Origin of the sequence: Virgibacillus dokdonensis (assembly GCF_900166595.1) — a bacterium.
GTDB lineage: Bacteria > Bacillota > Bacilli > Bacillales > Amphibacillaceae > Virgibacillus > Virgibacillus dokdonensis.
Genome location: NZ_LT745763.1, coordinates 1,697,689 through 1,722,879 on the forward strand (window position 1 = coordinate 1,697,689; position 25,191 = coordinate 1,722,879).

The 25,191-nt window shown below is 36.0% G+C and carries 28 protein-coding genes; 24 read left to right on the forward strand and 4 right to left on the reverse strand.

Features of this window, described 5'->3' with window-relative positions; genetic code table 11:
* Window positions 1–97: 97 nt before the first annotated feature.
* The 3 genes from B2C77_RS09395 to adhP all read left to right on the forward strand — a co-directional run bounded on the left by B2C77_RS09395 (window position 98) and on the right by adhP (window position 3,204).
* A complete protein-coding gene (locus B2C77_RS09395) occupies window positions 98–364 on the forward strand; it encodes a hypothetical protein (RefSeq protein ID WP_077703377.1) in 267 nt (88 codons plus the stop codon).
* Between the two features lie 330 nt (window positions 365–694).
* Window positions 695–1,666, forward strand: a complete 972-nt coding sequence (locus B2C77_RS09400; RefSeq protein ID WP_077703378.1) for an IS30 family transposase — start codon at window positions 695–697, stop codon at window positions 1,664–1,666.
* A 515-nt stretch (window positions 1,667–2,181) separates the two neighbouring features.
* Window positions 2,182–3,204 carry an alcohol dehydrogenase AdhP gene (gene adhP / locus B2C77_RS09405; protein ID WP_077703379.1) on the forward strand — a complete coding sequence of 341 codons (1,023 nt, stop codon included), beginning with the start codon at window positions 2,182–2,184 and terminating at the stop codon, window positions 3,202–3,204.
* A gap of 215 nt (window positions 3,205–3,419) precedes the next feature.
* On the opposite strand, the gene B2C77_RS21660 is transcribed toward adhP, so the two are convergent.
* The gene (locus B2C77_RS21660; RefSeq protein ID WP_164085515.1) at window positions 3,420–3,590 is read right to left on the reverse strand and encodes a hypothetical protein; all 171 of its coding nucleotides are present in this window, start codon (window positions 3,588–3,590) and stop codon (window positions 3,420–3,422) included.
* Window positions 3,591–3,809: 219 nt separating this feature from the next.
* On the opposite strand from B2C77_RS21660, the gene B2C77_RS09410 reads away from it, so the two are divergent.
* The 6 genes from B2C77_RS09410 to B2C77_RS22060 all read left to right on the forward strand — a co-directional run bounded on the left by B2C77_RS09410 (window position 3,810) and on the right by B2C77_RS22060 (window position 7,374).
* On the forward strand, window positions 3,810–4,208 hold the full coding sequence (locus B2C77_RS09410; protein WP_077703380.1) for a GntR family transcriptional regulator: 399 nt from the start codon (window positions 3,810–3,812) through the stop codon (window positions 4,206–4,208).
* On the forward strand, window positions 4,189–5,034 hold the full coding sequence (locus tag B2C77_RS09415) for an ABC transporter ATP-binding protein (RefSeq protein WP_077703381.1): 846 nt from the start codon (window positions 4,189–4,191) through the stop codon (window positions 5,032–5,034). Before B2C77_RS09410 ends, B2C77_RS09415 begins: the two co-directional genes overlap by 20 nt.
* Before the next feature lies 1 nt (window position 5,035).
* Window positions 5,036–5,683: an ABC-2 transporter permease gene (locus B2C77_RS09420; protein WP_077703382.1), complete on the forward strand. Its 648-nt coding sequence runs from the start codon at window positions 5,036–5,038 to the stop codon at window positions 5,681–5,683.
* A 299-nt stretch (window positions 5,684–5,982) separates the two neighbouring features.
* Complete coding sequence (locus B2C77_RS09425) at window positions 5,983–6,396, forward strand: DUF4064 domain-containing protein (RefSeq protein WP_077703383.1); 414 nt, start codon at window positions 5,983–5,985, stop codon at window positions 6,394–6,396.
* A 148-nt stretch (window positions 6,397–6,544) separates the two neighbouring features.
* Entirely contained in the window at window positions 6,545–7,138 is a 594-nt protein-coding gene (locus B2C77_RS09430; RefSeq protein ID WP_254843964.1) for an apurinic/apyrimidinic endonuclease family protein, read from the forward strand.
* Entirely contained in the window at window positions 7,117–7,374 is a 258-nt protein-coding gene (locus B2C77_RS22060) for a hypothetical protein (protein WP_254843965.1), read from the forward strand. The genes B2C77_RS09430 and B2C77_RS22060 overlap by 22 nt, the downstream gene beginning before the upstream one ends.
* Before the next feature lie 366 nt (window positions 7,375–7,740).
* Here B2C77_RS22060 and B2C77_RS09435 read toward each other — a convergent pair whose 3' ends face one another.
* The gene (locus tag B2C77_RS09435) at window positions 7,741–8,934 is read right to left on the reverse strand and encodes an IS256 family transposase (RefSeq protein WP_077703384.1); all 1,194 of its coding nucleotides are present in this window, start codon (window positions 8,932–8,934) and stop codon (window positions 7,741–7,743) included.
* A gap of 194 nt (window positions 8,935–9,128) precedes the next feature.
* Between B2C77_RS09435 and B2C77_RS09440 the strand changes: the two genes are divergently transcribed.
* The 8 genes from B2C77_RS09440 (at window position 9,129) to B2C77_RS09475 (ending at window position 16,976) form a co-directional block, all read left to right on the forward strand.
* On the forward strand, window positions 9,129–9,536 hold the full coding sequence (locus tag B2C77_RS09440; RefSeq protein ID WP_077703385.1) for a MarR family winged helix-turn-helix transcriptional regulator: 408 nt from the start codon (window positions 9,129–9,131) through the stop codon (window positions 9,534–9,536).
* Window positions 9,537–9,612: 76 nt separating this feature from the next.
* Window positions 9,613–10,194 carry a hypothetical protein gene (locus B2C77_RS09445; protein WP_077703386.1) on the forward strand — a complete coding sequence of 194 codons (582 nt, stop codon included), beginning with the start codon at window positions 9,613–9,615 and terminating at the stop codon, window positions 10,192–10,194.
* Window positions 10,195–10,461 carry a hypothetical protein gene (locus B2C77_RS09450; RefSeq protein WP_077703387.1) on the forward strand — a complete coding sequence of 89 codons (267 nt, stop codon included), beginning with the start codon at window positions 10,195–10,197 and terminating at the stop codon, window positions 10,459–10,461.
* A gap of 377 nt (window positions 10,462–10,838) precedes the next feature.
* On the forward strand, window positions 10,839–11,720 hold the full coding sequence (dsrO, locus tag B2C77_RS09455; RefSeq protein ID WP_176087308.1) for a sulfate reduction electron transfer complex DsrMKJOP subunit DsrO: 882 nt from the start codon (window positions 10,839–10,841) through the stop codon (window positions 11,718–11,720).
* Between the two features lie 12 nt (window positions 11,721–11,732).
* The gene (nrfD, locus tag B2C77_RS09460; protein ID WP_077703389.1) at window positions 11,733–13,025 is read left to right on the forward strand and encodes an NrfD/PsrC family molybdoenzyme membrane anchor subunit; all 1,293 of its coding nucleotides are present in this window, start codon (window positions 11,733–11,735) and stop codon (window positions 13,023–13,025) included.
* Entirely contained in the window at window positions 13,015–16,116 is a 3,102-nt protein-coding gene (locus B2C77_RS09465) for a molybdopterin-dependent oxidoreductase (RefSeq protein ID WP_077703390.1), read from the forward strand. The genes nrfD and B2C77_RS09465 overlap by 11 nt, the downstream gene beginning before the upstream one ends.
* Before the next feature lie 24 nt (window positions 16,117–16,140).
* Window positions 16,141–16,731 (forward strand): molecular chaperone TorD family protein, encoded by a 591-nt coding sequence (locus B2C77_RS09470; protein WP_077703391.1) that lies wholly within the window; start codon window positions 16,141–16,143, stop codon window positions 16,729–16,731.
* 65 nt (window positions 16,732–16,796) lie between these two features.
* A complete protein-coding gene (locus B2C77_RS09475) occupies window positions 16,797–16,976 on the forward strand; it encodes a twin-arginine translocase TatA/TatE family subunit (RefSeq protein WP_077703392.1) in 180 nt (59 codons plus the stop codon).
* Between the two features lie 184 nt (window positions 16,977–17,160).
* Here B2C77_RS09475 and B2C77_RS09480 read toward each other — a convergent pair whose 3' ends face one another.
* Window positions 17,161–17,865, reverse strand: a complete 705-nt coding sequence (locus B2C77_RS09480; RefSeq protein WP_077703393.1) for a Crp/Fnr family transcriptional regulator — start codon at window positions 17,863–17,865, stop codon at window positions 17,161–17,163.
* 521 nt (window positions 17,866–18,386) lie between these two features.
* Between B2C77_RS09480 and B2C77_RS09485 the strand changes: the two genes are divergently transcribed.
* The 7 genes from B2C77_RS09485 (at window position 18,387) to catA (ending at window position 23,845) form a co-directional block, all read left to right on the forward strand.
* Complete coding sequence (locus B2C77_RS09485; protein ID WP_077703394.1) at window positions 18,387–19,406, forward strand: ThiF family adenylyltransferase; 1,020 nt, start codon at window positions 18,387–18,389, stop codon at window positions 19,404–19,406.
* A gap of 28 nt (window positions 19,407–19,434) precedes the next feature.
* Window positions 19,435–20,691, forward strand: coding sequence for a molybdopterin molybdotransferase MoeA (locus B2C77_RS09490; protein ID WP_077703395.1), 1,257 nt, complete (start codon window positions 19,435–19,437; stop codon window positions 20,689–20,691).
* Window positions 20,688–21,200 (forward strand): molybdopterin-guanine dinucleotide biosynthesis protein B, encoded by a 513-nt coding sequence (gene mobB / locus B2C77_RS09495; protein ID WP_077703396.1) that lies wholly within the window; start codon window positions 20,688–20,690, stop codon window positions 21,198–21,200. Before B2C77_RS09490 ends, mobB begins: the two co-directional genes overlap by 4 nt.
* Window positions 21,194–21,634, forward strand: coding sequence for a molybdenum cofactor biosynthesis protein MoaE (locus B2C77_RS09500; protein ID WP_077703397.1), 441 nt, complete (start codon window positions 21,194–21,196; stop codon window positions 21,632–21,634). The genes mobB and B2C77_RS09500 overlap by 7 nt, the downstream gene beginning before the upstream one ends.
* Window positions 21,635–21,779: 145 nt before the next feature.
* Entirely contained in the window at window positions 21,780–22,217 is a 438-nt protein-coding gene (locus B2C77_RS09505; protein WP_077703398.1) for a Dps family protein, read from the forward strand.
* Window positions 22,218–22,408: 191 nt separating this feature from the next.
* Window positions 22,409–22,729 carry a magnetosome magnetite crystal formation protein family gene (locus B2C77_RS09510; protein ID WP_077703399.1) on the forward strand — a complete coding sequence of 107 codons (321 nt, stop codon included), beginning with the start codon at window positions 22,409–22,411 and terminating at the stop codon, window positions 22,727–22,729.
* A 462-nt stretch (window positions 22,730–23,191) separates the two neighbouring features.
* Window positions 23,192–23,845, forward strand: coding sequence for a type A chloramphenicol O-acetyltransferase (catA, locus tag B2C77_RS09515; protein WP_077703400.1), 654 nt, complete (start codon window positions 23,192–23,194; stop codon window positions 23,843–23,845).
* 217 nt (window positions 23,846–24,062) lie between these two features.
* Here catA and B2C77_RS09520 read toward each other — a convergent pair whose 3' ends face one another.
* Window positions 24,063–24,893: a YitT family protein gene (locus B2C77_RS09520; protein ID WP_077703401.1), complete on the reverse strand. Its 831-nt coding sequence runs from the start codon at window positions 24,891–24,893 to the stop codon at window positions 24,063–24,065.
* Between the last annotated feature and the right edge of the window lie 298 nt (window positions 24,894–25,191).

The window sequence follows — 25,191 nt, forward strand, 5'->3', positions numbered from 1 at the left end:
TGAACTATTTGAAAAAGTATGTTGTTGCTATTAGTATGCAATGTTGTAATCCTTTAAAGAAGCTAAAAAACAAGTTCCGACATCTGGTGGAGTTATTGTGGAATCACATAAGTATGAAATAATCACGGGTAATTATGTTTCTGAAGGGAACCCAGAGATTCGATCTGTAGAAACCCCTTTGGTAATGGAGTTTGCTCAAGAGTTTAAAACGCTTACGGTTGATAAATATAGTACTGTAGAAATCATCATAGAAGAAAATCCCTGTTTAACCGTTTTTGAATGGACCAAAGATGGAGAAACAAACGAAGTTACTATAAAAGATAACAAAATTACTGTTCCAGCAGAAATGGGTGTCTATATTTAAGAAGTGCAAGCAACATGGGAGGATGGAGAAGCAACGTTCATATTTGATGTAAAAGTTAAATAGATTAGTTTTTATTCTTTCGTATTAGCATTTCATCCATGCGCATGTTTCACTTAAAAAATTGGCTAAAGGCAACCATCTTACAATTAGGGTCGTTCGCCTTAAACTATTCCCTATTTGTAAAAGAACGTTTTCTGTTGTCATAGTCCACTATGATCACACCGTCAGGCTTTTTAGTCCTAGATTGTAAAATTAAGCGAGACACCAAAAAAGACATGTCATGATATACTCAACGAATAACCAACCAAAGTTAAGGAGAGTGTATCTGACATGTCCTACACCCATCTTACCAAAACAGAACTGGTATTCATAGAGGAATATCATGAATTCGGCGTTTCTGGTCGAAAAATTGCCAATAAATTAAAGCGCGGCCATGAAGCTGTTTATCGTGTTATTAGACAACTGAAAGAAGGACTTACTGCGATAGACGTTTATCTACAATATCAAGCGAATAAAGCGACATGTGGTCGTAAAAAGATTCAATTAACACCTAACGAAAAAGCCTATATTCATGAAAAAGTCCGCGATGGCTGGACGCCTGATGTAATAATCGGACGAAACGAAAAGACTATCTCCTGCAGCATGCGCACGCTTTATCGAAAGTTTTCATCAGGCGAATTTAACCAAAATGATTTACCTATGCAAGGCAAACGCAAACCAAATGGTCACCAGGAAAGAAGAGGAAAACAAAAATTTCGCCGCACCATCCTTGATCGTGATCACGATCACCCAAATTACAAGAAAGAATTTGGTCATCTAGAAGGAGATACCATTGTGGGACGTCATCACAAGAGCGCTGTCATCACGCTTGTTGAGCGTTTAACAAAATGCATCATCGCAATTAAACCAGCTGGTAGACAGGCAACCAATATTGAAACATCGCTCAATCAATGGTTTGAGCGATTACCAAAACACTTATTTAAGTCCATTATCTTTGACTGCGGGAAAGAGTTTTCCAATTGGAAATCCATCAGCAATGAACAAGATGTTGATATTTATTTTGCAGATCCTGGAACGCCATCCCAAAGGGGGCTAAATGAGCATTCCAACGGTCTTCTGAGAAAGAATGGGCTACCAAAAGAAATGGACTTTAATCCTGTGTCACAAGAGTATATTTCTGAGGTTGCACTCCGACGGAATAACATACCAAGGAAATCATTGAAATACAAAACACCAATGGAGTGTTTCATAGATTATGTCGGTCAGGATTTTGATAAAAGCATGTTGTCTCGCTTAATTTGACAAATCAAAAGTTTTAAAAATAGTAGTACTAATAGGAGCTGTAGATGCAGTTCCTTTTTTGCTTCGCCTATTCTTTCTTCTTTGCAGATTTCTTTTCCTCTACCCAATATTTTTCAAATAGAATGATGTCTGCATTTGGGTGAATAGTCGAAACCTTTACTCTAGAGAGTTTTCCATCATAAATATTGTTGCAACTTATTAAATTGCTATACAAACGAAAAAGTTTGAGTATGTGCATCCTTTTAATTGCCCTTCATAATATACAAAGTCAAATAGAAGTAGAAGAAGCGTGTTCTTTCTAAATATATAAAAAAATTTACATGGAATTAGCAGAACAAGGAACAATTGACGTACACAACAGCAAATTCGCATATTAGATGGGCGAATTAATGAATAAATAGTTGCTAAACTAAAATGTTTTTGGGTAAAACTTGAAATTAAGGAAACACCATCATATAATAGAATCCTAATCTTTGTGAAAAGGTTATCATATTAGTGTGATGGAGGGGTTAAATATGAAAGCAGCAGTTGTAAGTTCTGAAAAAACCAAGCTTGTTGATGTGAAAGATGTTACGTTGCGTCCGTTAGAAACTGGTGAAGCGCTTGTAGATATTGAATATTGTGGTGTGTGCCATACTGATTTACATGTTGCTAAAGGTGATTTCGGGGAAGTTCCTGGACGTGTTTTAGGGCATGAAGGTGTAGGTATCGTAAAAGAAATTGCAGATGATGTAACATCTTTAAACGTAGGGGATCGTGTCAGTGTAGCGTGGTTTTTTGAAGGATGTGGCTCTTGTGAATATTGCGTGACTGGTCGAGAAACATTCTGTCGGGATGTAAAAAATGCTGGTTACAGTGTTGATGGAGCCATGGCTGAACAATGTATTGTTGCAGCCGATTATGCAGTGAAGGTACCAGAAGGTCTAGATCCACAGCAAGCGACAAGTATAACATGTGCAGGTGTAACTACTTATAAAGCAATAAAAGTATCTAATGTAAGCCCTGGTGAATGGATCGTTATCTTTGGAGCTGGAGGGCTTGGAAACCTCGCTATCCAATACGCAAAACGGGTTTTTAATGCGAAAGTTATCGCTGTTGATATTAATGACGATAAATTACAGCTGGCAAAAGAGGTTGGCGCTGACGTAACATACAACGTAAAAAACGTTGCTAATGTTGATGAAGTGATTCAAAAGGAAATCGGTGGAGCTCATGCAGCAGTTGTGACAGCTGTATCGAAAGCGGCATTTAATCAAGCCGTTAATGCTGTACGTCCAACCTCCAAAGTCGTTAATGTTGGCTTGCCTCCTGAGAAAATGGATTTAGACATTATCAAGAGTGTGCTAGACGGCATTGAAATCATCGGCTCGTTGGTCGGAACTCGAAAAGATTTAGAAGAGGCATTTATGTTCGGTGCAGAAGGAAAAGTAGTACCAGTTGTTCAACCTCGTAAGTTAGAAGAAGTTAATGATATTTTTCAAGAAATGGAAGATGGAACGATTCAAGGTAGAATGGTTATTGATATGTACTTAAAATAAGCATAATGGATAAAAGTGGAGTTTCTGCTTATAACAGTTGCTCCATTTTTTTGTTGACTTATATCCTATGGATCAGAGATAAGTTTTATGTTCATTTCTTTGAAAAATCTGTCAAAGTATTATATTTGTAAGTCAAAGAAAGGAATAAAATGTATCTTTCCAAGTTATTTTTCTGTTTTTAATCGGTTTCTTGTTTATTTATTACTGGAAAGTGGTCACATTTTTAATTGTCCTACAACCCCATTAAATTCCTTATCATTACTTCCTTTTCCATGCGTTTTATTTTGGTCACATTTGTGGAGTAATAAAATATTATGAATCCTTCGTTGCTTTCCTTCATTTAAACCATACCTAATATAAGAATAAAAATTTTTCCTGCTCCCCACGCTAAACATCCTAGTAATAATTTTTGGTAGGTTGCTGTCTACACGAATAATACAATTTCCGACTTGCTTTAGATTGTATCTAGTAGAGGAACAATATTTGAAGTTATTATATAAGCAACCATTTGAGTGTGCCTCGTCATCGAGACTTGATTTTAATAAAAAATGAACCTATACTGTACTTATTGAATAAGTACAGTTATTACACTTGGTGGTGAATGGATGGATATTTTTATAATAAAAAATAGTCAATTGCCAATCTATGAGCAAATTATTGAACAAATTAAAAAACAAATATCAGAGGGAGATTTAGAACCTGGGAGTCCCATCCCTTCCATGCGCGCTTTAGCGAAGCAATTACGTATTAGTGTAATTACCGTGCAGCGTGCTTATGATGAACTTGTAAAAGAAGGTTTTATAGAAAAGATACCAGCTAAGGGTTCATTCATTTCTGAGAATTGCCATGTTTTTTTTGAAGAAGAAATGACCAAGAAACTAGAACAACATTTACATGCAGTTATTAAAATATCTAGAAAAATAGACGTTAGTATCAACCAAGTGCACGATTTATTAGACTATTTTAATCAAGGAGAAGATATACATGAAGGAGATAGAAGTTAAAAACCTAAAAAAAGAAATAGGAACACTTCGCATAGAAGGGTTAAATTTTACAGTGCCTCAGGGAAGAATTGTTGGTCTCGTTGGTGAAAATGGTGCTGGCAAAACAACCACGATTAAACTTATGATGGATGTTATGGAAAAAGATGAGGGAGAAGTTCTTTTCTTTGGGAAAACTTTAAATAAAGCCATTAAAGAAGAAATTGGGGTTGTATATGATGAAATCAATTTTTATGAAAAAATAAATGCAATAAAGATTGACAAAGTTTTAAAAGGCATTTTTCAATCTTGGGACTCAGATAAATATTTTCAACTGCTTGATCGCTTTAAACTCCATAAAAGTCAATTGTTAGGGAATTATTCCAAAGGGATGAAGATGAAATTAAATATCATTATTGGTTTAGCGCATTCTCCTAAACTATTAATTTTAGATGAGCCAACTAGTGGCTTAGATCCGTCTGCACGTATGGAAATGTTGGATTTGTTTTTGGAGTTTATTCAAAATGAAGAACATTCCATTTTGATATCCTCTCATATCACTAATGATCTTGAGCGAATAGCGGATTATATAGTTATGATTCATGATGGGAAAATTATATTACAGTTAGACAAAGATGAATTGTTGTACAAGTATGGGATAATACGCTGTTCAGAAAAGCAGTTACAATATATTCCTAAGAATGTCATTTTTGCTTATCATAAAACTAACTCACTCTGTGAGGTTGTGATCAAAGATGCACCTGGAATGAAAGAGGCATACCCAGAGTTAACTATAGATGGATTGTCTATTGATGACATGATGGCGATTTATATTAAAGGAGAGAAATGAAATGAAGGGATTAGTGTTAAAAGATGTTTATAATGTATTAAATAACGGAAAAGGGTTATTAATGATGATGCTCATTCTTGCGCTTGCTATTGTTCCGACACAAGGTTTTATAGGTTTTATTGTTACGGGTACAATCGTGTGCAGTATGATGAGCACGACGTCTTTTGCTATCGATCATAATAGTAAATGGGAGCAGTTTGCTATTGCACTTCCTATAGATCGTAAAGATATTGTAAAAGGAAAGTTTGTGACACTGCTTTTGTTCACACTGATTGGGCTTACCCTTTCTATTGTTTTAGGGAGTTTGGCAACAGTAATTTTTCAAATGACATTGTCTAGTAAAATGGTTATAAAAGAAATGGGGCAAATGATAATTTTAAGTGCCTCTGTAGCTTTAATATTTGGAACGAACTCTATCTTATTACTGTTGAAATTTGGAGCTGAAAAAGCGCGGATGTTTTTAATTCTAGGCTATGTTATTCCTGGAGCACTGATCATTTTTATGCTGAGCAAACTAAATGAATTAGGTGTTGTCTTTACAGAGAAGATGTTGAATCAAACGCTCATGATGCTTCCCTTCGTCGTTATTATTTGGCTTACCATTGGCTATAGCTTGTCTGTTGTAATCATGAATAAAAAGCAATACTAAAACGATTTGCAACAAAAAAGTTGTTACATTTATCTTGCGTTAAAGCTATAGAAATATGTTAAATTAATCTAGCAACATAAAGTAAAATTTTTTTGTTTTTTGAAACTAAATACATCGCTTATTCGTATAAGAATTAAATGGATACTCACTTTCATAAAGGGGGGGATGTTTCATTGCTTTGATATCAACCGGACATGTAGATAGCTTTTTAAACTACAAATGGTTGGTTATATGGATTCCTATACATATGTCTATATGACTGTATTTGTTTTTTACAAAAAATTATTGGAGGCTTAACTATGAAACGAACAGGAGAAATAGTTTTTACGGTTATCGGAATTTTACTTTTTGGAATTTTAATTTTTGGATCTGCAACGTATTTGTCAGCAGATAGCGGCGAAATACAACAGCTGTTTGAAGAAGTTTTACAAGAAGAAGGAACTAATGAGGTAAGTGCAGAAGATCTATCCCAGACAGTGGAGTCTGCTGCTACAACCATGTTAATTGTTTCTATCGTTAGTGTTATTTTTGGTTTGATTTCCATCTTCTTGCTTGTCGGAAATAAAAAACCAAAGATAGCAGGGGTTATCTTACTTATTACTGCAATAGGGGGAACCTTTCTGACGATGTTTTTTGGGAGTTTTGGCGGAGTTGTTTATTTAGTTGCTGGAATCATGGCACTAGTACGTAAAGAGAAGAAAATGATTGGATAATTCGTTTCATAAAGGCAATAACCTTCCTGTATTGGTTATTGCCTTTAATTGACTATAAGAAGTTTAAAATGATTAATACATTGCAAAACTGCCTTTTATTTTATGATTATAAATAATAGATAAGCTCTAAAAAAGGGGGGGGTTTTAGATGTATCACTGCGGAATTTCTGGTAGTACGATACTAACAAATTCTTCGAAGTTATATGAACTGTTTGCATATGACTTCGTTGATCATATAGAGATAGGAGAATTTTCTGACCAAACAGCTTTTGAAAAATTTAAGTCTTTAAAGGATAGACACGGGTTCAGCTTTGGCTTACATTCTCCGTTATATCGAACTAGAAGCAAATATGACCTTTTGCAGTATGTTAACATAGAGCCGGAAGTTGCTTGGTCACAGTTTGAAGAGGAAATAAATTGGATGTCTAAGTTAGGAGCGAAATATGTATTGGTTCATTTTCCTTATTTTAAATCTAAGGTTGAAGAACAAATGATGGTAAAAATGGAAAGTGGTTTAAGGCGGTTACAACATTTACAATTGAAGTATGATATCCCAATTGTTTGTGAACCAAAGCTAGGGTTTAATCGTTCTCCTGCAAATATCGAATTACTCCATCATTTTTCCGTTGAAAGATGGTTCAAATACGACATAAAGCTCTGTATCGATATTGGAGATTATTTACTGGGAGCAAAAGAAAAAGCGCTATCTTATATCTCTAAATGGAGGAACATATTAAAGTAGTACATCTACATCATGTTGCATGTAAAGACAAAAAGTATTTTTGGCTACCGATCCATCCGACACAGGAGGAAGGTCAAAAATATCTTAAAGTCCAGCATGTTATAAAAGAGCTCGCCGGTATGAATGGCATCTATTTCATATTAGAGCATACACCTCATTTCACCCCCTCTAAACAATTTGTGCAAGAAGGCAGTGATTGGCTCTATAGCCTTTTGGAAAAACCAAATTATAGATAGAACTGGCGTCCCTGTTATAAGTAGGTACTTAATAGAATGGAAAAGAACTGTTTTTATTAAATAATCACTAGATTATAAGTTTTTTGGGGTGTGTCAATAATTTTGTGTAAATCCCCTTTTGTAGATGTTAACTCTGAATAAATAATCAGGAAATCTCTATAGCCACAGCGTTAGCTGCTTGTCCTTGACCTTGTGCCTCTTCTTTGTGATTCGCTGTGTTGGGCATAGGGGACCCTGCCAGCGAGAGCATAGAAGAGTACGGTCGTGGTACCATAAAAAAGCGGGTGGAGCCTTATGTGGCTATATTTTCTGCACCCGCCAGTAGATATACACCACGACCGTAAACAAGGTCAAGGATGGCGGGTTCTAAGTCCCATTTTCCAGAGATTCGAACAAGGCAACTAATTCAGATTTTGCCTGATCAAAGCCTCGATGGCAGCGCATGCTGAATTTATGATTATACTCTAGAAATCGCGTGACAAGAAAACGTTCTAAAGCCTCCTTGTTTGGAAACTGCTCTTTTCGTTTGACGTATCTCTTTATTTCTTTATTGAAGGCTTCAATTAAATTTGTCGAATAGATACTCCGTCGAATAGAGGCAGGGAACTCATAAAATGTTAATAATTGTTCATTTTTTACAACTGCGTCAATGACACGTGGATATGTCTTTTCCCATTTGCTTTGAAACTGTTCTAACGCTTGTAGGGCTTCTTTTTTGTCTATGGCATGATAAACCGTTTTAAAGTCACTAAGTATCTCTGCACGGTCTTTGACACGAACCTTCTTAGCAATATTGCGGGCAACATGGACACAGCACACCTGATGCTTTGCTTTAGGATAGACACGGTGAATAGCATCTGTCATGCCAGTTAGACCGTCTGAGATGAAGAGCAGAACGTCTGCAACACCACGCTGATATAGTTCCTGCATCAATTCTTCCCATACGTGTGCGGATTCTGTTGGTGCAATAGTAAAGTCTAATACTTCTTTTATGCCGTCTTCCGTGATCCCAATTGCAATATATACAGACTCTTTCTCTACCGTGTTACGACGGATAGGGATTTGAGTAGCATCTAAGTAAATGCATGCGTAACGGTTTTCTAATTTACGTTCATGAAATGCTTGTACATCTTCTGCTACCAATTTTGTTAAGTTAGATACGGTCTGTTTGGTGTAATGATGTCCGTACATTCGTTCGATTAGATGTGCGATTTCATCTGTTGTGATTCCCTTTTCATAAAGGTGAATAACAAACTGTTCCAGCGTGTCATTAGAACGCTTATATGGAGCCACTGTTTGTTGTTGAAATTCTCCGTTCCTATCCCTTGGTATACGAAGTTGTAGCTGACCGTACTCCGTCTTAAAAGTACGGTCATAAAACCCATTACGAGAGTTACCTGAATGAACTCCCTTGCGTTCATACGGTTCGTAATCCAGAAATACAGTTAATTCATGCTTTAGTAATTGGTTAATAGCTTCTTCTAGATGACGGCGAAAAACTTCTTCAATATCTTGTTTTTTTGCTAGTGCTTCAATTAAATCTGTAGTAAGATGGTTCATAGGGAAGACCTCTTTTCTGTGAATTTTGTGTGCTAACTTTATTCTACAAAAAGGGTCTTCCTTTTTCTATGAACTTGTTTAATTGGTATTTCTATTTACACAAAATATTTTACACTCTCGTTTTTTGTTATTGGATTTTTATGTTTACATATAATATAATTTAGCTATTAAATTAACTAATAGGCAGTGATCGAATGAGCAATATAGAAACAATCATGCATGAGATTGTAGACATTCAATATAAATCGAAGCAGTTTATGGATGTGTTAGCATCTAATGGAGAATTGCCACCGTCACAAATCGTGTTGCTGATTAAATTAAAAACGAGTGGGGGATTAAAAGCAGCGGAAATTGCATCATTTGCTGGCGTCACGCCCGGAGCAGTAACATCCATGTGCGACAAGTTGGAAAAGACGGGGTTAATTACGCGCGTACGGGATACGACGGATCGGCGTGTCGTTAGGATGCAGCTAACATCTGAAGGGGATAAATATGTGCAAAAAACCTTTGCAAAGTATCCCCCTCATCAACTGAAAGAACTGGCGACGATTCTACATGAAGTAAATCAATTAATGAATAAAATAGTATCCAAGAGCTCTTAAAGGGCTCTTTTTTTATTGTAATATTAGTTCACATGCTATATAGTTTATTTATTAAAATATATAGGAGTTGAATTAATTGGTGAATCAAAACATTCGTTTCATTGGTCAAAGTAAACAATTAGAACCAATTTTTGCACGTACTATTACTGCACAAGGTCATCACCGCTTTTGTGAAGCTATAAAAGCGCATGAAGCAACTATAGTAGGCAGCTGTATTATTGATGATGTTGTGCAAATGAAAAAATTAAAAAGTGGTGGTCATTTAACAATGAATCGAGCAAAGCTTGAGGAGTTAATTGTTACAGGAACGTTAAGCGCAAAACATATACAAACGAAAGATATATTTGTTCGTGGCAAAATTAGAGTGGATCATTTAGAAGCAGAGCATGGAGAGATCATTATGAAATATACGTGTCATATTGGGAAAATGAATGTAGAAAAACTGCTTATAAAAAAAGGCTTTTCATTTTCTAGTCGGCTTGTAAGTGAGTTGATAACTGGAAAAAATATTCAACTAACACACACACAAGCTAATACCGTTCGTGGCGAGCATGTTGTTTTGGGGGAAAACTGTGAAATTAATACATTGTATTATACTGAACAGTATACGATTGCTAAAAGCTCGAGTGCAATACGAATTGTAAAGGAAGTTCTTTAAATGATCTTCTTCTACCGCTTTTTCGCCGCGTTAGCTTTACTTGTTTTTAGTGTGTTATACATTGGTTTAATTGTAAGTGTCATTATTGGAATAAGTGGTAGTGTTCTGCGCACTATAGGTCTAACTCAAATTGAAATTATTTTTCCACCTGATATATCACTTCCAGCATATCTAAGTATACCGATCATGTTCGTGTTTACAACTATCTTGCTGATTATTTCCAAATATGTAAAACAAATAATCCGTTTTTTGCTCCTTCCTTTTTAATCATCTTAATGAATGACGTATAGAGACGAAACTGTCCTAAGATAGGGCGAACAGTTAACGATATGCAGATGAGCGTGAGCAAGGCCATACCATTTCAAAATTATGATGTTAACATGTCATTTGAAAATAAAGCATGGCTTACAGTTTTCGCTCTTCTTTTGTTTTCCAATTTTATTTAGTCCAAGCTTTTATGGCGTACCGCGTATGTTGCCACATTTCCACAACCATAATTTTTTCTACAGTTGATTTGGATACACCATAAATTTACTTTAATTTGACGAATTTATCACAATTGGAAAAAGTGTGATAAATGTTACACCACCATTACCTACTAGTGCTTTACAATCGAAGAAAGAAAAGTGAAAGGGGTGGGAGAGGTGTTTTTAAAACAACTGCTGGAAGATGACTTTAATCAAATTGTGGATGAACGGCTGTCAAATGCCAGCGAAGAATTAGCGAATTCTCCTTATAATACGAAACTTGGATTAGATATGGCAGACGATGCTAGAAAAGTTGTTGCAGGTCAGTTGGATATTCAATCGTTTCATAAAAAATATCATGCTTCTCTGATGAAAGAGTTTGGCGAACATGTTGCGCAAGAAGCACCTCATACAAAAGGGAATAAAGGTGTGAAATGGGGCATGGTTATTGACCTTCAGAAATGTGTTGGTTGTGATTCTTGTACGGTTGCATGTAAGGCAGAGAATAGAACCCCTCCTGGAATTTCGTATAATGTTGTTTTAGAAAGAGAAGTCGGAGAATTTCCGCATTTATCGAAAGTAAACTTACCAATGCCTTGTATGCATTGTGATAATCCTCCATGTGTTCAGGTTTGTCCAGTTCGAGCAACGTTTAAATTGGATAACGGAATTGTAACAATTGATAATGACCGTTGCATTGGCTGCAGGTATTGTATTGTTGCTTGTCCGTACGGTGCACGGTCATATGATTTTGGTGAAAGTTATGAAGATGAGATGTTAGGATTTAATGATGTAACTAGCCCAGAATACGGAATTGAACGTGGCAAACGGGAGCCAAAAAAGACGCCAATTGGCACTGTACGGAAATGTAATTTTTGTTTGCATCGTTTAGAAAGAGGCGAAGAGCCTGCATGTGTAGAAACATGTATTGGAGATGCGCGTTTTTTCGGAGACTTAAATGATCCAAATAGCACAGTATCAAAACTTGCTAATAGTCCAAGAGCTTTTCGTTTAAAGAGCGATTTGGGAGCAGGTCCAAATGTAATTTATCTAAAGTAAGGAGGGATTAAAATGTCAACGGTTGCAAATGAAGCGAAGCAATCCCATTATAAATCAAAGAAAACGCAATCAATATGGTTTAAATGGTGGGTCGGAATTTTATGTGTATTATTTGCTATAGGTGCTTATTTTATTGTTGAACGATTGTGGCTTGGTTTAACGACGACAAATCTTTCTTCTATAACTCCATGGGGAGCTTGGATCGCATTCTATATTTTCTTTGTTGGTTTAAGTGCAGGTTCGTTTTTGCTCTCAACTATGATTTTTGTTTTTGGTATGGAGCGTTATGAAAAAGTAGGCAAGATGGCTTTATTTACTGCTATTGTTTGTATGATTGTAGCATTAACTTTTGTATTAATGGATTTAGGAAGGCCAGAGCGTGCATTTAGTGCCTTGGTTCACTGGAATGTAACGAGTATCCTTGCCTGGGAGATGCGATTTTATGTCATTTATATTACTTTATTAACGGTAGAATTATATGTTGCTATGCGAGCAGATTTTGTTCGTTTAGCCACTTACAATAGTTTAAAAGGCAAGATAGCCCGGCTCTTAACGTTTAAAAATAGCACTATTAATGACTATACGAAAAAGCGCGATCACCGTTGGATGAAAATATTAGGCACAATCGGCATCCCATTAGCTATTTTAGGTGTACACGGAGGGACTGGAGCTATATTTGCAGTTGTTAGTGCTCGGTCTTCTTGGAACAGCGGTATTTTTCCAATTATCTTTGTTGTGTCTGCAATGGTTTCAGGAACAGCGCTACTACTTGCCATATATATCATTAGGAGTAAAGCATTGAAACAGCCAATTGATCAAGGCATGGTAATTGGGCTAGCAAAAGTAATGATCGCTTTCTTGTTTATTGATTTATTACTTCAATTCTATGATTATTTAGTAGCTCTATACAGTTTAGCAGATTCTCATTTATTATCATTACAAACGATGATGCGAAGTTCCTATAGCTGGTCGTTTTGGGGGATACAAGTGTTTCTTGGCTCTGTTGTTCCTATATTTCTCGTTTATTATAAAAAGACAGCTAAAAATATAAATGCGCTACTTATCGCTGCTATACTTGTCGTAATTGGAATCATTGGTGTTCGATTCAATATTGTTGTCCCATCGCAAATAGTTCCGATTATGGAGGGAATGCCAGCAGGTGACTACTATCCAACCTATAATGAATGGCTTGTAAGTGTTGGAATTGTAGCAATGGGATTGCTTATTTTTACGATTGCTGATCGATTACTTCCGCTTGACCAAGCAGATGATGTAAGTGAAATGGGGGATCAAAATGGAAGATAAGCGCATGGATCGACGGAAATTTTTAAAAGCAATGGGGGCATTTGGTGCAGTTGCTGTAATTGGTCCTTCTTTCATTGGACCAGTGAAACAAGTAGTGAATGGCGTTTGGTTTAATGAGGGGCATGGGTACGGTACAGATTACCAGGATTATGGTGCTGAAAATGTTATTTTTACAACATGTGAACAGTGTAATACATTTTGTACAATTAAAGCTTATATAACAGAAGGAAATCAAGCGGGACCTTACACTTCCATGATTCGAAAAATAGCTGGAAACCAATACAGTCCTCTAAATATGGTACCCTATGGAGCTATTGCTTATCAGACGTCTGTAGATGATGCGATTAAAGGGACAGGTGATGTTAAAAAAGGGGGTCGTGGAGCTCGGGGTGGTCGTATTTGTTTAAAAGGGCAAGCTGGTATGCAAACGGCTTACGATTCCTATCGAGTGAAACAACCATTACGACGAGTAGGGGCTCGTGGTAGTGGAAAGTGGCAAACGGTTTCTTGGGAAGAAGCATATGACGAAATTGTAAATGGCAGCAAAACTTTAAGTACGCCAGGATTAAAGGAATTAGCTGCACATGCTCCACAAGAAGAAGTGATGCAAGATTGGGAAAAAGTAAAACAAGAAGAAATGACCTTTAATGATTTTGATCAAAAATATAAAGATGTGCTAATTGATACGGAACATCCTGATTTTGGGCCAAAAGTAAACCAAATAGCCTTTATGATTGGTGATCGACGTGATTTTATGGAGCGTTTTATCTTGCGTAGTCTAGGAAGTAATAACTATTATCATCATGGTGGAATCTGTGGTATAAGTTCGGTAGTAGGAAATACACGTTCGTATGCAGGAGAAAAGGCAAAAAAACGTCAGTATGCCGATGTGGATCATTCATTGTTTCTGTTAGTATGGGGAACGAATCCGATGGTTGCGAATAAAGGACCTACTTGGCTCGCTCCCAAGTTGACCAATGCCATTGAGAATGGAATGCAAATGGCTGTTGTTGATCCGCGATTTAGTAAAACAGCTGAAAAAGCGCAAATGTGGCTTCCGATTAAACCAGGTACAGACGCCGCATTAGCATTAGCACTCGGTCGAATTATTATTGAACGACAATGGTATGATGAGGACTATTTAACAAATCCAAATAAAGAAACTGCAGCGAGGGATGAAGAACCGACTTGGAGTGATGCCACACATTTGGTAAACATGTCTGATCCAAAGCGTCCTAAATTACGTGCCAGTGATATTAACATAGGAACAGAAGAACAGTTTGTTGTAATGGAGAATGGAGAGCCAGTTTCACATATTGAAGCTAAATCTGGCAAATTGGAAGTGGATACTACCATTAAAGGTATAAAGGTTAAATCAGCTTTTCAACTATACAAAGAGAGAGTTAAGGAAAAAACAATAGAGGAATATGTATCCATTACTACAATTCCAAAAGAACAAATGGTTAAACTTGCCCGTTCTTTTACATCGTACGGCAAACGTTCGGCAATTATGGCTTACAGAGGGCCGGCAATGCATGAAAATGGGTATTACAACCAACGTTTAATTGCGATTTTAAACCATTTGATTGGTTCGTATGATTGGAAAGGCGGGAACATAACTACTGGAGCATTTTATAAGGAATTTGAAGGGAAATATGACTTATTAACTGTCCCAAATGGACGTGCGCCTTGGGGAGTTAGAATTGCAAGAAATCAATTCAAATACGAAGACTCTACCTTATTTGAAAAAGATGGCTATCCGGCAAAACGTCCTTGGTTTCCTTTTAGCCCACAAACGGTTGGAGATGTATTACCAAGCGCATTAGATCAGTACCCATATCCATTGAAGGCGTTAGTCACGCATCGTATGTCACCCGTATTATCGGCGCCTAATGGGCAAATTCAAGAGCAGGCATTAAAAGATCCAGAGATTTTACCTTTATATGTAGCCTCCGATGTACAAATTGGTGACACATCCAAATATGCTGATTTTATTTTACCAGATACGGTTTATTTAGAGCGATGGGGTAGAGAAGCTATTTACCCAAATATAACGACGAAATTGGCAAGCGTTTATCAACCAGTAACTCGTGTTTTCCCGGATGTCCGTTCATTTGAAAATAGTGTCATTGAACTAGCTAAACGGATGGAGTTGCCTGGTTACGGGGATGAAGCATTTCCCGATGGCAGTTCACTGCATAGTGAAGAGGATTATTATTTGAAGCGAGTCGCAAACATTGCCTATGATGGGAAACCTGTGCCTGATGCAGTGAAAAGGGAAATGACCATTTTTGAAAATGCGAGAAAAAAAGCTTTAGGGAAGTTTTTTGACTTGAAAAAGTGGCAACGAGCAGTGAAACCAGAAGAGTGGGCTAAGGTAGTATACGTTTTGAATCGTGGTGGTCGATTTGAAGAGGCTGGTAATGAGTATAAGAGTAATCATTTGAAGTATAGTTTTGGTGGGCAAGTAGATTTTTATGATGAGGGAGTTGCAGCTGGTAAAAATTCGTTTGATGGTAAGTATTTTGAAGGAATGCCGATGTACAGAAATATTCAAGCGTATAATCAAAAAGATGTAGATGTGAAGCAACCATTACAATTTATTAATTGGAAAGCAAGAAATATGGGTACGTATCGAAATATTAGCAGTGCTTGGTTGCGAGAAGTTCGAGCAGATAATTACATTTGGATAAATCCAGTTGATGCAAAAAAACAGGACATTAAATCAGGAGACGCCGTAGTGATTAAAAAAGGGAATGTATCACTAGAGGGGACGGTTTATGTTACAGGAGGTATTGCTCCAGGCGTTATTGGTGCAGCATATAATATGGGGCAAACTGGATATGGTGCCACACCGCAAACGATTGATCAGAAAAAAGAAGCAAACTTACCAACGTATAATCATACGCCATTTAGGTTTAATACAGTCATGCATGAAGAATCGGGTTTTCCTGGAGGTCGTGCAGAAGGCTTTGTCGTAAATCAATTAACGGAAGTTGACCCCAATTTTGCTCATGGTGTTCTGTTTGATGAAGTAGGTGGTTCTCCGGCTCAGTTAGATATGTATGTAGACATTGTGAAAAAAAACTAAAATTATTATGCGGGGGTGGCGGTATTGCTCACAGCACAAGAAGAAACTTACGGGAAACTTATTCTAGCGCAAATATTTACCCATATTTGGTATGGTGATTGGGATAATTATGAACAGACAATGAATCAGTTGCCAGAGCGTCTTCTAAATGAATTTCCATTCCATGCTTGTTATGACCGAAAAGAAACGAAAATATGGCATGATAATTATTTTTCTATTCCTGGTATATATTTTGTTCCTCCATATATGTCCAGTTACCGTGAAAAATCAGAAACAGTGGAATTGGATACGAAACAAGATTTACTTTGTTTAATTGGAGCATATGAGAAGCTGGGGTTTTATTATCCATTAGAGCGTGAAGCTTTCCCTGATCATATTGGTAGTTTAACCGCCTTTATTACAGCTACATTAAAGGAAGAAGCAGTTGCACTTGAAAAAGGGGATAATGAACTTGTTATCGAATTAGCGGACGCACGTAAGGAAATGTATGATAAATATTTAGCGCCTTGTTTGGGTGTCATATTTAAGCAACATCAACATAAATTCTCGGATTCATTTTTCAAAATGTTTATTCCCTTTTATATGGAAGAGATCAAGGGTATAGCGCATAAATAAGTTCTGTTGCACAGCTTTAATGAAAATGTTTATTTAAAGTAAGAAATTTAAAAGGAGTGATTTGTATGTTTTCAAGTATTGGTATACCAGGGTTGATTTTAATATTAGTTATTGCGTTAATTATATTTGGACCTTCAAAGCTACCTGAATTAGGAAAAGCTGCTGGAAGCACCTTAAAGGAATTTAAAAATGCAACCAACGATTTAATGGAGGACGACGATACGGAGAAAAAGGAAAAAGAATAAGGTTAGAACAACGTAGCTTTACTACTAAGTTCCTATGGCAAAAATGTCTCAAAAGTAATATATGCCTTGACTGAGATATATCCCGGAAACATGTTCCCTGTTTCCGGGATGAATTTAGGTGCGTTCCTTATAGCTGCAATAGAATAATTGTAGAAGTGTGAAGTAATAAAAAAGGTATTCCATATTAATGAATTGTGCAAATATCAATGGGGCATTCCTCACAATGGATGGTTTCTTTTAAATATGCTAACTGATGAATGAGTATCTTATTATTTTCAATAGAAATAATGTTATTTTTGCGCAAATCACTTAATAATCGATTAATACTTTCTCGTGAAGTGCCACAAAAGTTGGCTAAGTCTTGATTCGTAAGCGACGTATTAATTAGGATGCCGGTTTCTTTCGTCTGCCCATAACTGTTAGCGAGACGAATTAACGTAGCATAAAGAGCCCCTTTTTTTCCATACATCACTAAATCGCGTAATTTCATCTGGTCACGAATTGCATTTTTGGATACATCTTGAAATAGGTATAACATAAATTTGCTCTCATTTGAAAAAAGTTCAGGTAATTTTTCTATAGATATAGTGATAATTTTACTTCTTTCTACGGCTGTCGCATGTAGTAAGTGTTTTGTAGGGGCGGTTAAAAAATGAGGCTCTCCAATTAAATCCCCTTGTTTACATATTCTAATTGTAAATTCTCGTCCATCTGCTGTTGGTTTATGAAGCATAATTTTTCCAAGTAGAACAATGTAAAAGGAATGGACGATATCATCAGAAGTGAAAAGGGTTTCATTTTTTTCTAGGTCCTTTTCTACGTTTGCATACTTTTGTAACACGGTTAGCTTTTCTTGAGATGACGGAGAGTAATAATTTAATTTACTCATAACATACCTCCCGCTGTGTAAAGAATAAAACACCTTGCTAACTATTTCATTTTTCACGTAGAATATGAGTATAACAAAATGACTATATCATCGTTGTTGTTTTAAGTATCATACATGTTAAAACACTGTTAATCGTACTTAATTTTGCACTATGTTATGCAAAAATATCACACGGAAAAGTAGATAGCAATTTATTTGCTTACTTTTACACTATAGGAAAATATAAGAATTTTTTGGTTTATAGTATTAAGAAAGTAAAGTGAGGAGCTAGTGAATAAGGAAATAACCGAATAGCTACGTCCGGCTTCATCGCCCTATGATAAGTCATCATCGGTTCGTGCCTCACCGTGGTTCCTTTATCTCAGTTGATTCGTTCCACTCGCTACGTTGCTAAACGGGCGCTTGCGCCTTTGTTCTTTGCTTCGTTGTAAAAAGGTCAAGAAAGAGCATATGATAAAAAACAAATGTGTTGTATGAATGGATGGTTTGTCTTGCTAGCTGATCTAGTAAGGAGGGGTACAATGAAAGAGAGATACGCACGTCAGATTTTGTTTTCACCAATTGGAGAACACGGACAAGCCATGTTAGCATCTGCGCATGTTGTTATGATTGGGTGTGGGGCATTAGGTACACATATAGCAGAGACGTTAATACGTGCTGGTGTGGGAACGCTAACAATAGCTGATCGTGATTACGTAGAAATGTCAAACTTGCAACGACAGCAATTGTTTACAGAACGGGATGCTCGAGAGGGCGTTCCGAAGGTAGTTGCTGCTAAAAGGAGCTTACAAAAAGTTAGAGAAGATGCAACCATTTTAACTGTTCTTGATCACGTAGATGGGCCTTTGTTAGAACAACTCATTTCAGACGCAGATATTATTATGGATGCAACAGATAATTTTGAAACACGTCTTTTAATGAATGATGCCGCTTGGAAGCGTGGAATACCTTGGATATATGGTGCTTGTGTGGGAAGTACTGGGGTAATGTTTCCATTTGTACCGCAAACGACAGCTTGTTTTCGGTGTTTACTTCCTATACTACCAACTGTAACACAAACATGTGATACTACAGGAATAATTGCTCCAGTCGTAAGTATGGTAGCCGCGAATCAAAGTGCAGAAGCTTTAAAATGGTTGACTGGAAATAAAGAGAAACTACGAAGCCAATTATTTCATTTTGATCTGTGGGATAATACCTTTGTGGAGGCGGGAATATCTCGATTGAAAAAAGATGATTGTTTAACATGCTCTTCACAAGCTACCTATCCAGCATTGGAAAAACAGGAACAAACGAATTTTGCAGTTTTATGTGGTAGAGATACGGTACAAGTTATTCCTAATGAAAAACGAAAGCTTACTATATCCGATGGTGAGCAAGTAGTGAAAAGGCTAGGTATCGAGTATCGCATCACTGACTTTTTTATTGAATTCTACATTGCATCCTATCGTTGTATTTTATTTGAAAATGGTAGGTTATTTATTCATGGTTTAAAAGAAATATCTAAAGGTCGGAAGTTGTATCATCAGTTATTTGGTTGAAAATGCGTAGGAAAGAGGGGGAGGACTAGTGATAGAGAGAAGAAGCCCAATATCCGTTTCACAAGCAATACAGTACGTGATGGAGCAAATTAAACCGTTACCAATAGAAAAAGTAAACTTAAGTAAAGCGAATGGTCGAATTCTAAGGGAATCCATTGTTGCGAGTCATGCTGTGCCACCTTTTAACCGTTCTGCATACGACGGTTATGCTATCCGATCAAAAGATACGAAAGGTGCATCAGCTCATCATCCCATTTCTTTTCAAGTTATAGGGGAAATTGGAGCAGGGACAGTGCCAAATGTACCCATTGGTAAGCGGGAAGCATATCGAATTATGACGGGCGCCATCTTACCAGAACAAGCAGATGCTATTGTTATGTTAGAAAAGACGACAAAGATGATAGACGGATTTACATTACAAGAGCCACTTCAAACTGGCGATCACGTCTCGTTTAAAGGAGAAGATGTTGAAAGAGGGGAAGTGCTTATAAAGTCTGGTACGAAAATTCACCCAGGTACAATTGCCTTGCTTGCGACCTTTGGCTATGCAGAAGTGGATGTGTCTAAAAAGCCAGTTGTAGGTTTGCTTGCAACAGGAACAGAATTGCTGGATGTAACGGAGCAACTACAGCTTGGAAAAATACGAAACTCTAATGGGCCAATGATTCAAGCGCAACTAGATAGATTAGGAATTGTAGGTCATTATTATGGTATCATGTCAGATAATTTACAAAAATGTACCCAAGTAATGGCACAAGCTTTACAAGAAACAGATATACTTATTACAACTGGTGGGGTATCTGTTGGTGATTATGATTATTTACTGGCGATTTACGATCGATTAGGCGCAGAAGTGTTGTTTGATAAAGTGATGATGCGTCCGGGAAGTGTTACAACCGTTGCGACTAAAGGCGATAAGCTTTTGTTTGGTTTATCGGGAAACCCTTCTGCTTGTTTTACAGGGTTTGAATTGTTTACTAGACCAGCTATTTTAACAATGATGGGTAGTAGCGAGCCGTATTTGCCCTCTATAGAAGCTCAATTAGGAGAAGACTTTATCAAGAAAAATCCATTTACTCGATTTATTCGTGGAGTGTGGGAGATGACAGAACAAGGTGTAGTAGCTAAGCCAGCGGGTTTTAATAAATCGAATGCAGTATCTTCCATAGCACGCGGAAATTGTTTGATTGTTTTGCCTAGTGGTTCTAGTGGATATCAAAAAGGAATGCAGGTAGATATTTTGCTTTTAGGCATGGAACAAGGGGAGGCTGTGTGGCGTTTATGAAAATTTTGCATGTAGTAGGTTTTAAAAATAGCGGAAAAACTACCCTAGTTTCTCGCTGGGTCCAATTATTAAAAACAAAAGGATTTTCTGTTTCGGTTATAAAACAACATGGCCATCATGGAGAGCACGGAAGTTTGAAAATGCCAGATGAAAATACAGACTCCATGCAATTTTTTCGAAGTGGTGCTGATTTGTCCATTGTGTCTGGCGGTGGAACGGTACAAATAATGTTAAATGAAACTCCAAGTTTTGAGCGCTTAAAAAAACTAGCTTCCATGGATCAACCTGATATATTACTTATAGAAGGATTTAAAGAAGAAGCTGGATCAAAAGTTGTGTTAGTGAGAAATGAAGTAGAATGGGATGAATTAAAGCGATTGAATAATATCGTATTAGTGGTAGGTGTAGAAAATAAATCTATTTCTTTTCCCCAAATTAGATCACGAGTGAACCTGTCTGCATTAGATAAGTGGTTATGGGAATGGTGTGGAGGGGAAGCATCATGCTAAAGCCGTTTGCTATTGTATCAGAACCTATTGAAGTTAAACCTTATATGGATTATGTGCTTCACCCCCATGCTGGAGCAGTTACAGTATTTACAGGGAATGTTAGAGAATGGACACATGGTGTTCGAACCCTTTATTTATCATATCAAGCTTATGTTCCTATGGCAGAAAAAAAATTAGTAGAAGTTGGAGCAGAAATGGAAGAGAAATGGCCCGGTATCAGAGTAACAATTGTTCACCGAATTGGAGAGTTACACATTTCAGATATTGCTGTTTTAATTGCTGTTTCTTCACCGCATAGAAAAGCTGCGTATGAAGCAAATGAATATGCTATTGAACGCATTAAACAAGTTGTTCCTATTTGGAAAAAAGAGATTTGGGAAAACGGGCAGCAATGGGTAGGTGCGCAGAAAAAATATCCAGAAAAAGGATACTAATAGAATAAGACTTCGTTGGGAAAACTGTAAAAAAAGAATATACTTTGATTAAATTATAATTGTTATTAAATGATAATATTATTTGATAAAAATAATGAAAAAGTGTATAATATAAATTGAACAAACACAGAAGGAGAGATATTAGATGAATCAACAATTAATAGACGCATTAAACAAACAATTAGCCAACTGGAATGTTCTTTACACAAAATTACACCATTATCATTGGTATGTGAACGGGGTTAATTTCTTTACATTACATGAAAAGTTCGAAGAGTATTATGATGAAGCAGCAAGTTACATTGATGAAATCGCAGAACGAGTGCTAACCATTAAAGGGAAACCACTATCTTCATTAAAAGGCTATCTCGAGGCTGCTACGATCCACGAAGCGGTTGGAAATGAATCTGATCATGAAATGGTTGCCCAGTTAGTGCTTGATTTTCAACAAATTGTAAATGAGTCGAATGAAATTATTGAAGTTGCAGAAGAAACAGAAGATCAACCAACAAGCGACTTGTTTATTGGTATAAAAGCATCTTTGGAAAAACATATTTGGATGTTAGAAGCTTTTAATGCTTAGAAAAAAATAAATCTATAGTGCATAAAGACTATACTTATACCATAGAACTATCTCTATATAATGAGAGATAGTTCTTTTTGTTTTCTGTTTCCTTACAAAAAAGTAAGCTTATGCTTTCGAAACCGTAAGAATACATTAACAATTTATGTGGTAAAATAATTACAACCAACAAGATAAAGTAGGTGAAAAACTTGCATCCAAATAATATTTTATCGTCCCTCTGTTACTTCAGTGTATTTTTCGCGCCGTTCCTATTTCCAATTATTGTCTATTTTGTAGCTGAAACGAACGTTAAAAAACATGCGAAAAGTGCTTTAGGGATGCACTTAGTACCGTTTATAACTGTTGTAGGATTAATTATTGTTACTATAACGTTAGGCTTTAGCAATTTGAGTGATACTGTGAATGGTGGTGTATTAATAGCTGTTGGTATGTTAGCTGTCATCATCAATATTTACTACTTCATTTTAAATATAATTAGAGGTATCAAGGTGTTAAATGAGAATGAATAAATCAGTTTCATTTCTCATAATATAAGGTTCTAAGAATCGAAAGTGGAACTGGCTTTGTTTTATAGTACATTAAAATAGGAGGAGTTCCTATAGCAAAACTGCGGTTTTGAAATAAAAATGTAGCGATAAACTAATTTTTCCTCAGGCAACTACAAGTTGTTAAGGGAATGAAGTTCAATGCTTGGAATATTCCACTGTACGAAAAGACTTTTCCCCTTGGTACTGCAAAGTATACAAGGGTTTTTCTTGTTATATATCTTGTACTATAAGAAAGCATAAATTTTAGGCTTATCGTAACGGTGTTTTATACAATGCTACATACATTTTATTTACAAGTAAATGAAAAAGAATGCATGAAATGCCTAGTCTTTGCGAAAATAGCAATTGTGGATGAAAGTGATCTTAAATATATAATGAAGTAATATCATTTTAAATAGGTGCATCTATACTGGAGGTAAGTTAATGTTTCATATAGTTAATCGAAAGGAATGGAAAAGAGAAGCATATTTTAACCATTTTTCTCAATTGCGTTGTACTTTTAGTATGACTGCGAATATAAATATTACAGAATTGCTAAAGCAGACGAGAGAAAGAAAAATGAAGCTTTACCCAGCCTTAATTTATATGGGCTCAAAAGTTGTAAATCAACATTCTGAATTTAGAATGTCTTATAATGATAAAGGAGAACTTGGTTATTGGGAGGTACTTCATCCAAGTTATAGTATTTTTCATAAGGAAGAAGAACTATTCTCTAATGTTTGGACGAACTTTTCTAATATATTCGTGGAGTTTTACAACCGTTTTATGCAAGATAGTGTAGACTATGGTGATCATCCTCGTTTGCAAGCAAAGGGAAATCCACCTACGAATATTCATCCAATATCTATTATTCCATGGACGAGTTTTACAGGATTTAATTTAAATATTAATAATGAAGGCAATTTTTTATTGCCTATAATTACATGGGGAAAGTATTTTAAAGAAGCAGAATCTGTTTTTATTCCTTTATCTGTACAAGTTCATCATGCAGTTTGTGATGGCTACCATTCTAGCTTATTAATAAATGAAATTCAAGCGTTAGCAGATCGATGTATGGATTGGTTAGATAAAGAGTAAAAGAGCTTGTTTTTACGCTACAACATTTTATCCACGTAAGGGCAAACACTTGCTATTTTCGTTTCACGAAAGAAAAGCAAGTGTTTGTTTTTATATCTATAGCATATCGTCATGGGTGATGGTGCTAGTTGCCATCTATTTTGTAAAAAAATTCTCTACTCAAGTAAATAATTGTAGTTCTGTTATTTTACACTAACTACAGTATAAGCCAAGGCTTTTAAACAAAACCAAATTTCCCGCCAACAACCTCTTTTACTTCATGAATGACAATAAAAGATTGAGGATCTAATAATTGCACTTCTTTTTTTATTTTTAACAATTCATTTTTTTTGATTACAATATAGATGATTCGCTTATCTTCATTAACATAGTAACCATATCCATAAAAGATGGTAGCGGCGTTGCCGAATTTGTGCGTAATACGCTTTGAGATTTCCTCATATTGTTCCGACATGATTGTCATTGCTTTTTTGTTATGAAAACCTTCAATAAACTGGTTAGCTATTTTTGTACATAAATAGACAAAAATAAAACTATATAATGTATGATACACTCCAATCGCTACAATGGAGCCTACAATGATCAAACTATCCATATAAAAGAGGCTTTTGGAAAAATTATACCCCTTCGTATAATTCAATAAATATGCAAGTAGTGTTGTGCCTCCGTTTGATGCATCAGCAATGAAAATTAGTGCCAAGCCTGCTCCCATTAATAGTGCTCCGAAAATTACTCCTAAAATCATGTCGTCAACTGCAAAAGGTATGAGATTCATAACACTTAATCCTACAGATGTCATAAACGCACCTACGACGGTATAAACGATGGTCTTTTTCATTAAAAACTTATAGGCAATTGCGATGAAAATTAGATTTATGATTAAAGAACTAATACTAGCAGGAACTTCAAATAAATAATATAAAATTAAAGACATTCCAATAGTACTACCATCGCCAAGTTTATTAGGAATAACAAAAAATTCAACAGATGCTGCGATGAGAAATGAACCAATAGTAATAAGGAGAATATCTTTTATAATAGCTTTCATATAATAACCTCCCGAATTGCAAATTGTGTCTGAATTGACAAGGTTGACTGAAGATATTTAACAATACAATGGTATTGATTATAGTAAGCTTTCCCAAACTAGTCAATGAGAATTGGAAATGTAACTTAAATGGTAATATTTAGTTAATTTAATCAATCGGTTCGTGATAAAAATCTTTGAGAAATGAAAAAAATAAGGGATTAAAAAACCCCCTGTCATGAAGATTGAAAGGGGTTAAGACAACATGCCAAATGGCAAGTTAATTATTTTTCTCTACTTTTGCTTCATCTTCAGAAAC

Coding starts and splice junctions, on each gene's coding strand:
- B2C77_RS09400 (WP_077703378.1), top strand. CDS start 695: ATGTCCTACACCCATCTTACCAAAACAGAACTGGTATTCATAGAGGAA.
- adhP (WP_077703379.1), top strand. CDS start 2,182: ATGAAAGCAGCAGTTGTAAGTTCTGAAAAAACCAAGCTTGTTGATGTG.
- B2C77_RS09410 (WP_077703380.1), top strand. CDS start 3,810: ATGGATATTTTTATAATAAAAAATAGTCAATTGCCAATCTATGAGCAA.
- B2C77_RS09415 (WP_077703381.1), top strand. CDS start 4,189: ATGAAGGAGATAGAAGTTAAAAACCTAAAAAAAGAAATAGGAACACTT.
- B2C77_RS09420 (WP_077703382.1), top strand. CDS start 5,036: ATGAAGGGATTAGTGTTAAAAGATGTTTATAATGTATTAAATAACGGA.
- B2C77_RS09425 (WP_077703383.1), top strand. CDS start 5,983: ATGAAACGAACAGGAGAAATAGTTTTTACGGTTATCGGAATTTTACTT.
- B2C77_RS09430 (WP_254843964.1), top strand. CDS start 6,545: ATGTATCACTGCGGAATTTCTGGTAGTACGATACTAACAAATTCTTCG.
- B2C77_RS22060 (WP_254843965.1), top strand. CDS start 7,117: ATGGAGGAACATATTAAAGTAGTACATCTACATCATGTTGCATGTAAA.
- B2C77_RS09435 (WP_077703384.1), bottom strand. CDS start 8,934: ATGAACCATCTTACTACAGATTTAATTGAAGCACTAGCAAAAAAACAA.
- B2C77_RS09440 (WP_077703385.1), top strand. CDS start 9,129: ATGAGCAATATAGAAACAATCATGCATGAGATTGTAGACATTCAATAT.
- B2C77_RS09450 (WP_077703387.1), top strand. CDS start 10,195: ATGATCTTCTTCTACCGCTTTTTCGCCGCGTTAGCTTTACTTGTTTTT.
- nrfD (WP_077703389.1), top strand. CDS start 11,733: ATGTCAACGGTTGCAAATGAAGCGAAGCAATCCCATTATAAATCAAAG.
- B2C77_RS09465 (WP_077703390.1), top strand. CDS start 13,015: ATGGAAGATAAGCGCATGGATCGACGGAAATTTTTAAAAGCAATGGGG.
- B2C77_RS09475 (WP_077703392.1), top strand. CDS start 16,797: ATGTTTTCAAGTATTGGTATACCAGGGTTGATTTTAATATTAGTTATT.
- B2C77_RS09480 (WP_077703393.1), bottom strand. CDS start 17,865: ATGAGTAAATTAAATTATTACTCTCCGTCATCTCAAGAAAAGCTAACC.
- B2C77_RS09485 (WP_077703394.1), top strand. CDS start 18,387: ATGAAAGAGAGATACGCACGTCAGATTTTGTTTTCACCAATTGGAGAA.
- mobB (WP_077703396.1), top strand. CDS start 20,688: ATGAAAATTTTGCATGTAGTAGGTTTTAAAAATAGCGGAAAAACTACC.
- B2C77_RS09500 (WP_077703397.1), top strand. CDS start 21,194: ATGCTAAAGCCGTTTGCTATTGTATCAGAACCTATTGAAGTTAAACCT.
- B2C77_RS09505 (WP_077703398.1), top strand. CDS start 21,780: ATGAATCAACAATTAATAGACGCATTAAACAAACAATTAGCCAACTGG.
- catA (WP_077703400.1), top strand. CDS start 23,192: ATGTTTCATATAGTTAATCGAAAGGAATGGAAAAGAGAAGCATATTTT.
- B2C77_RS09520 (WP_077703401.1), bottom strand. CDS start 24,893: ATGAAAGCTATTATAAAAGATATTCTCCTTATTACTATTGGTTCATTT.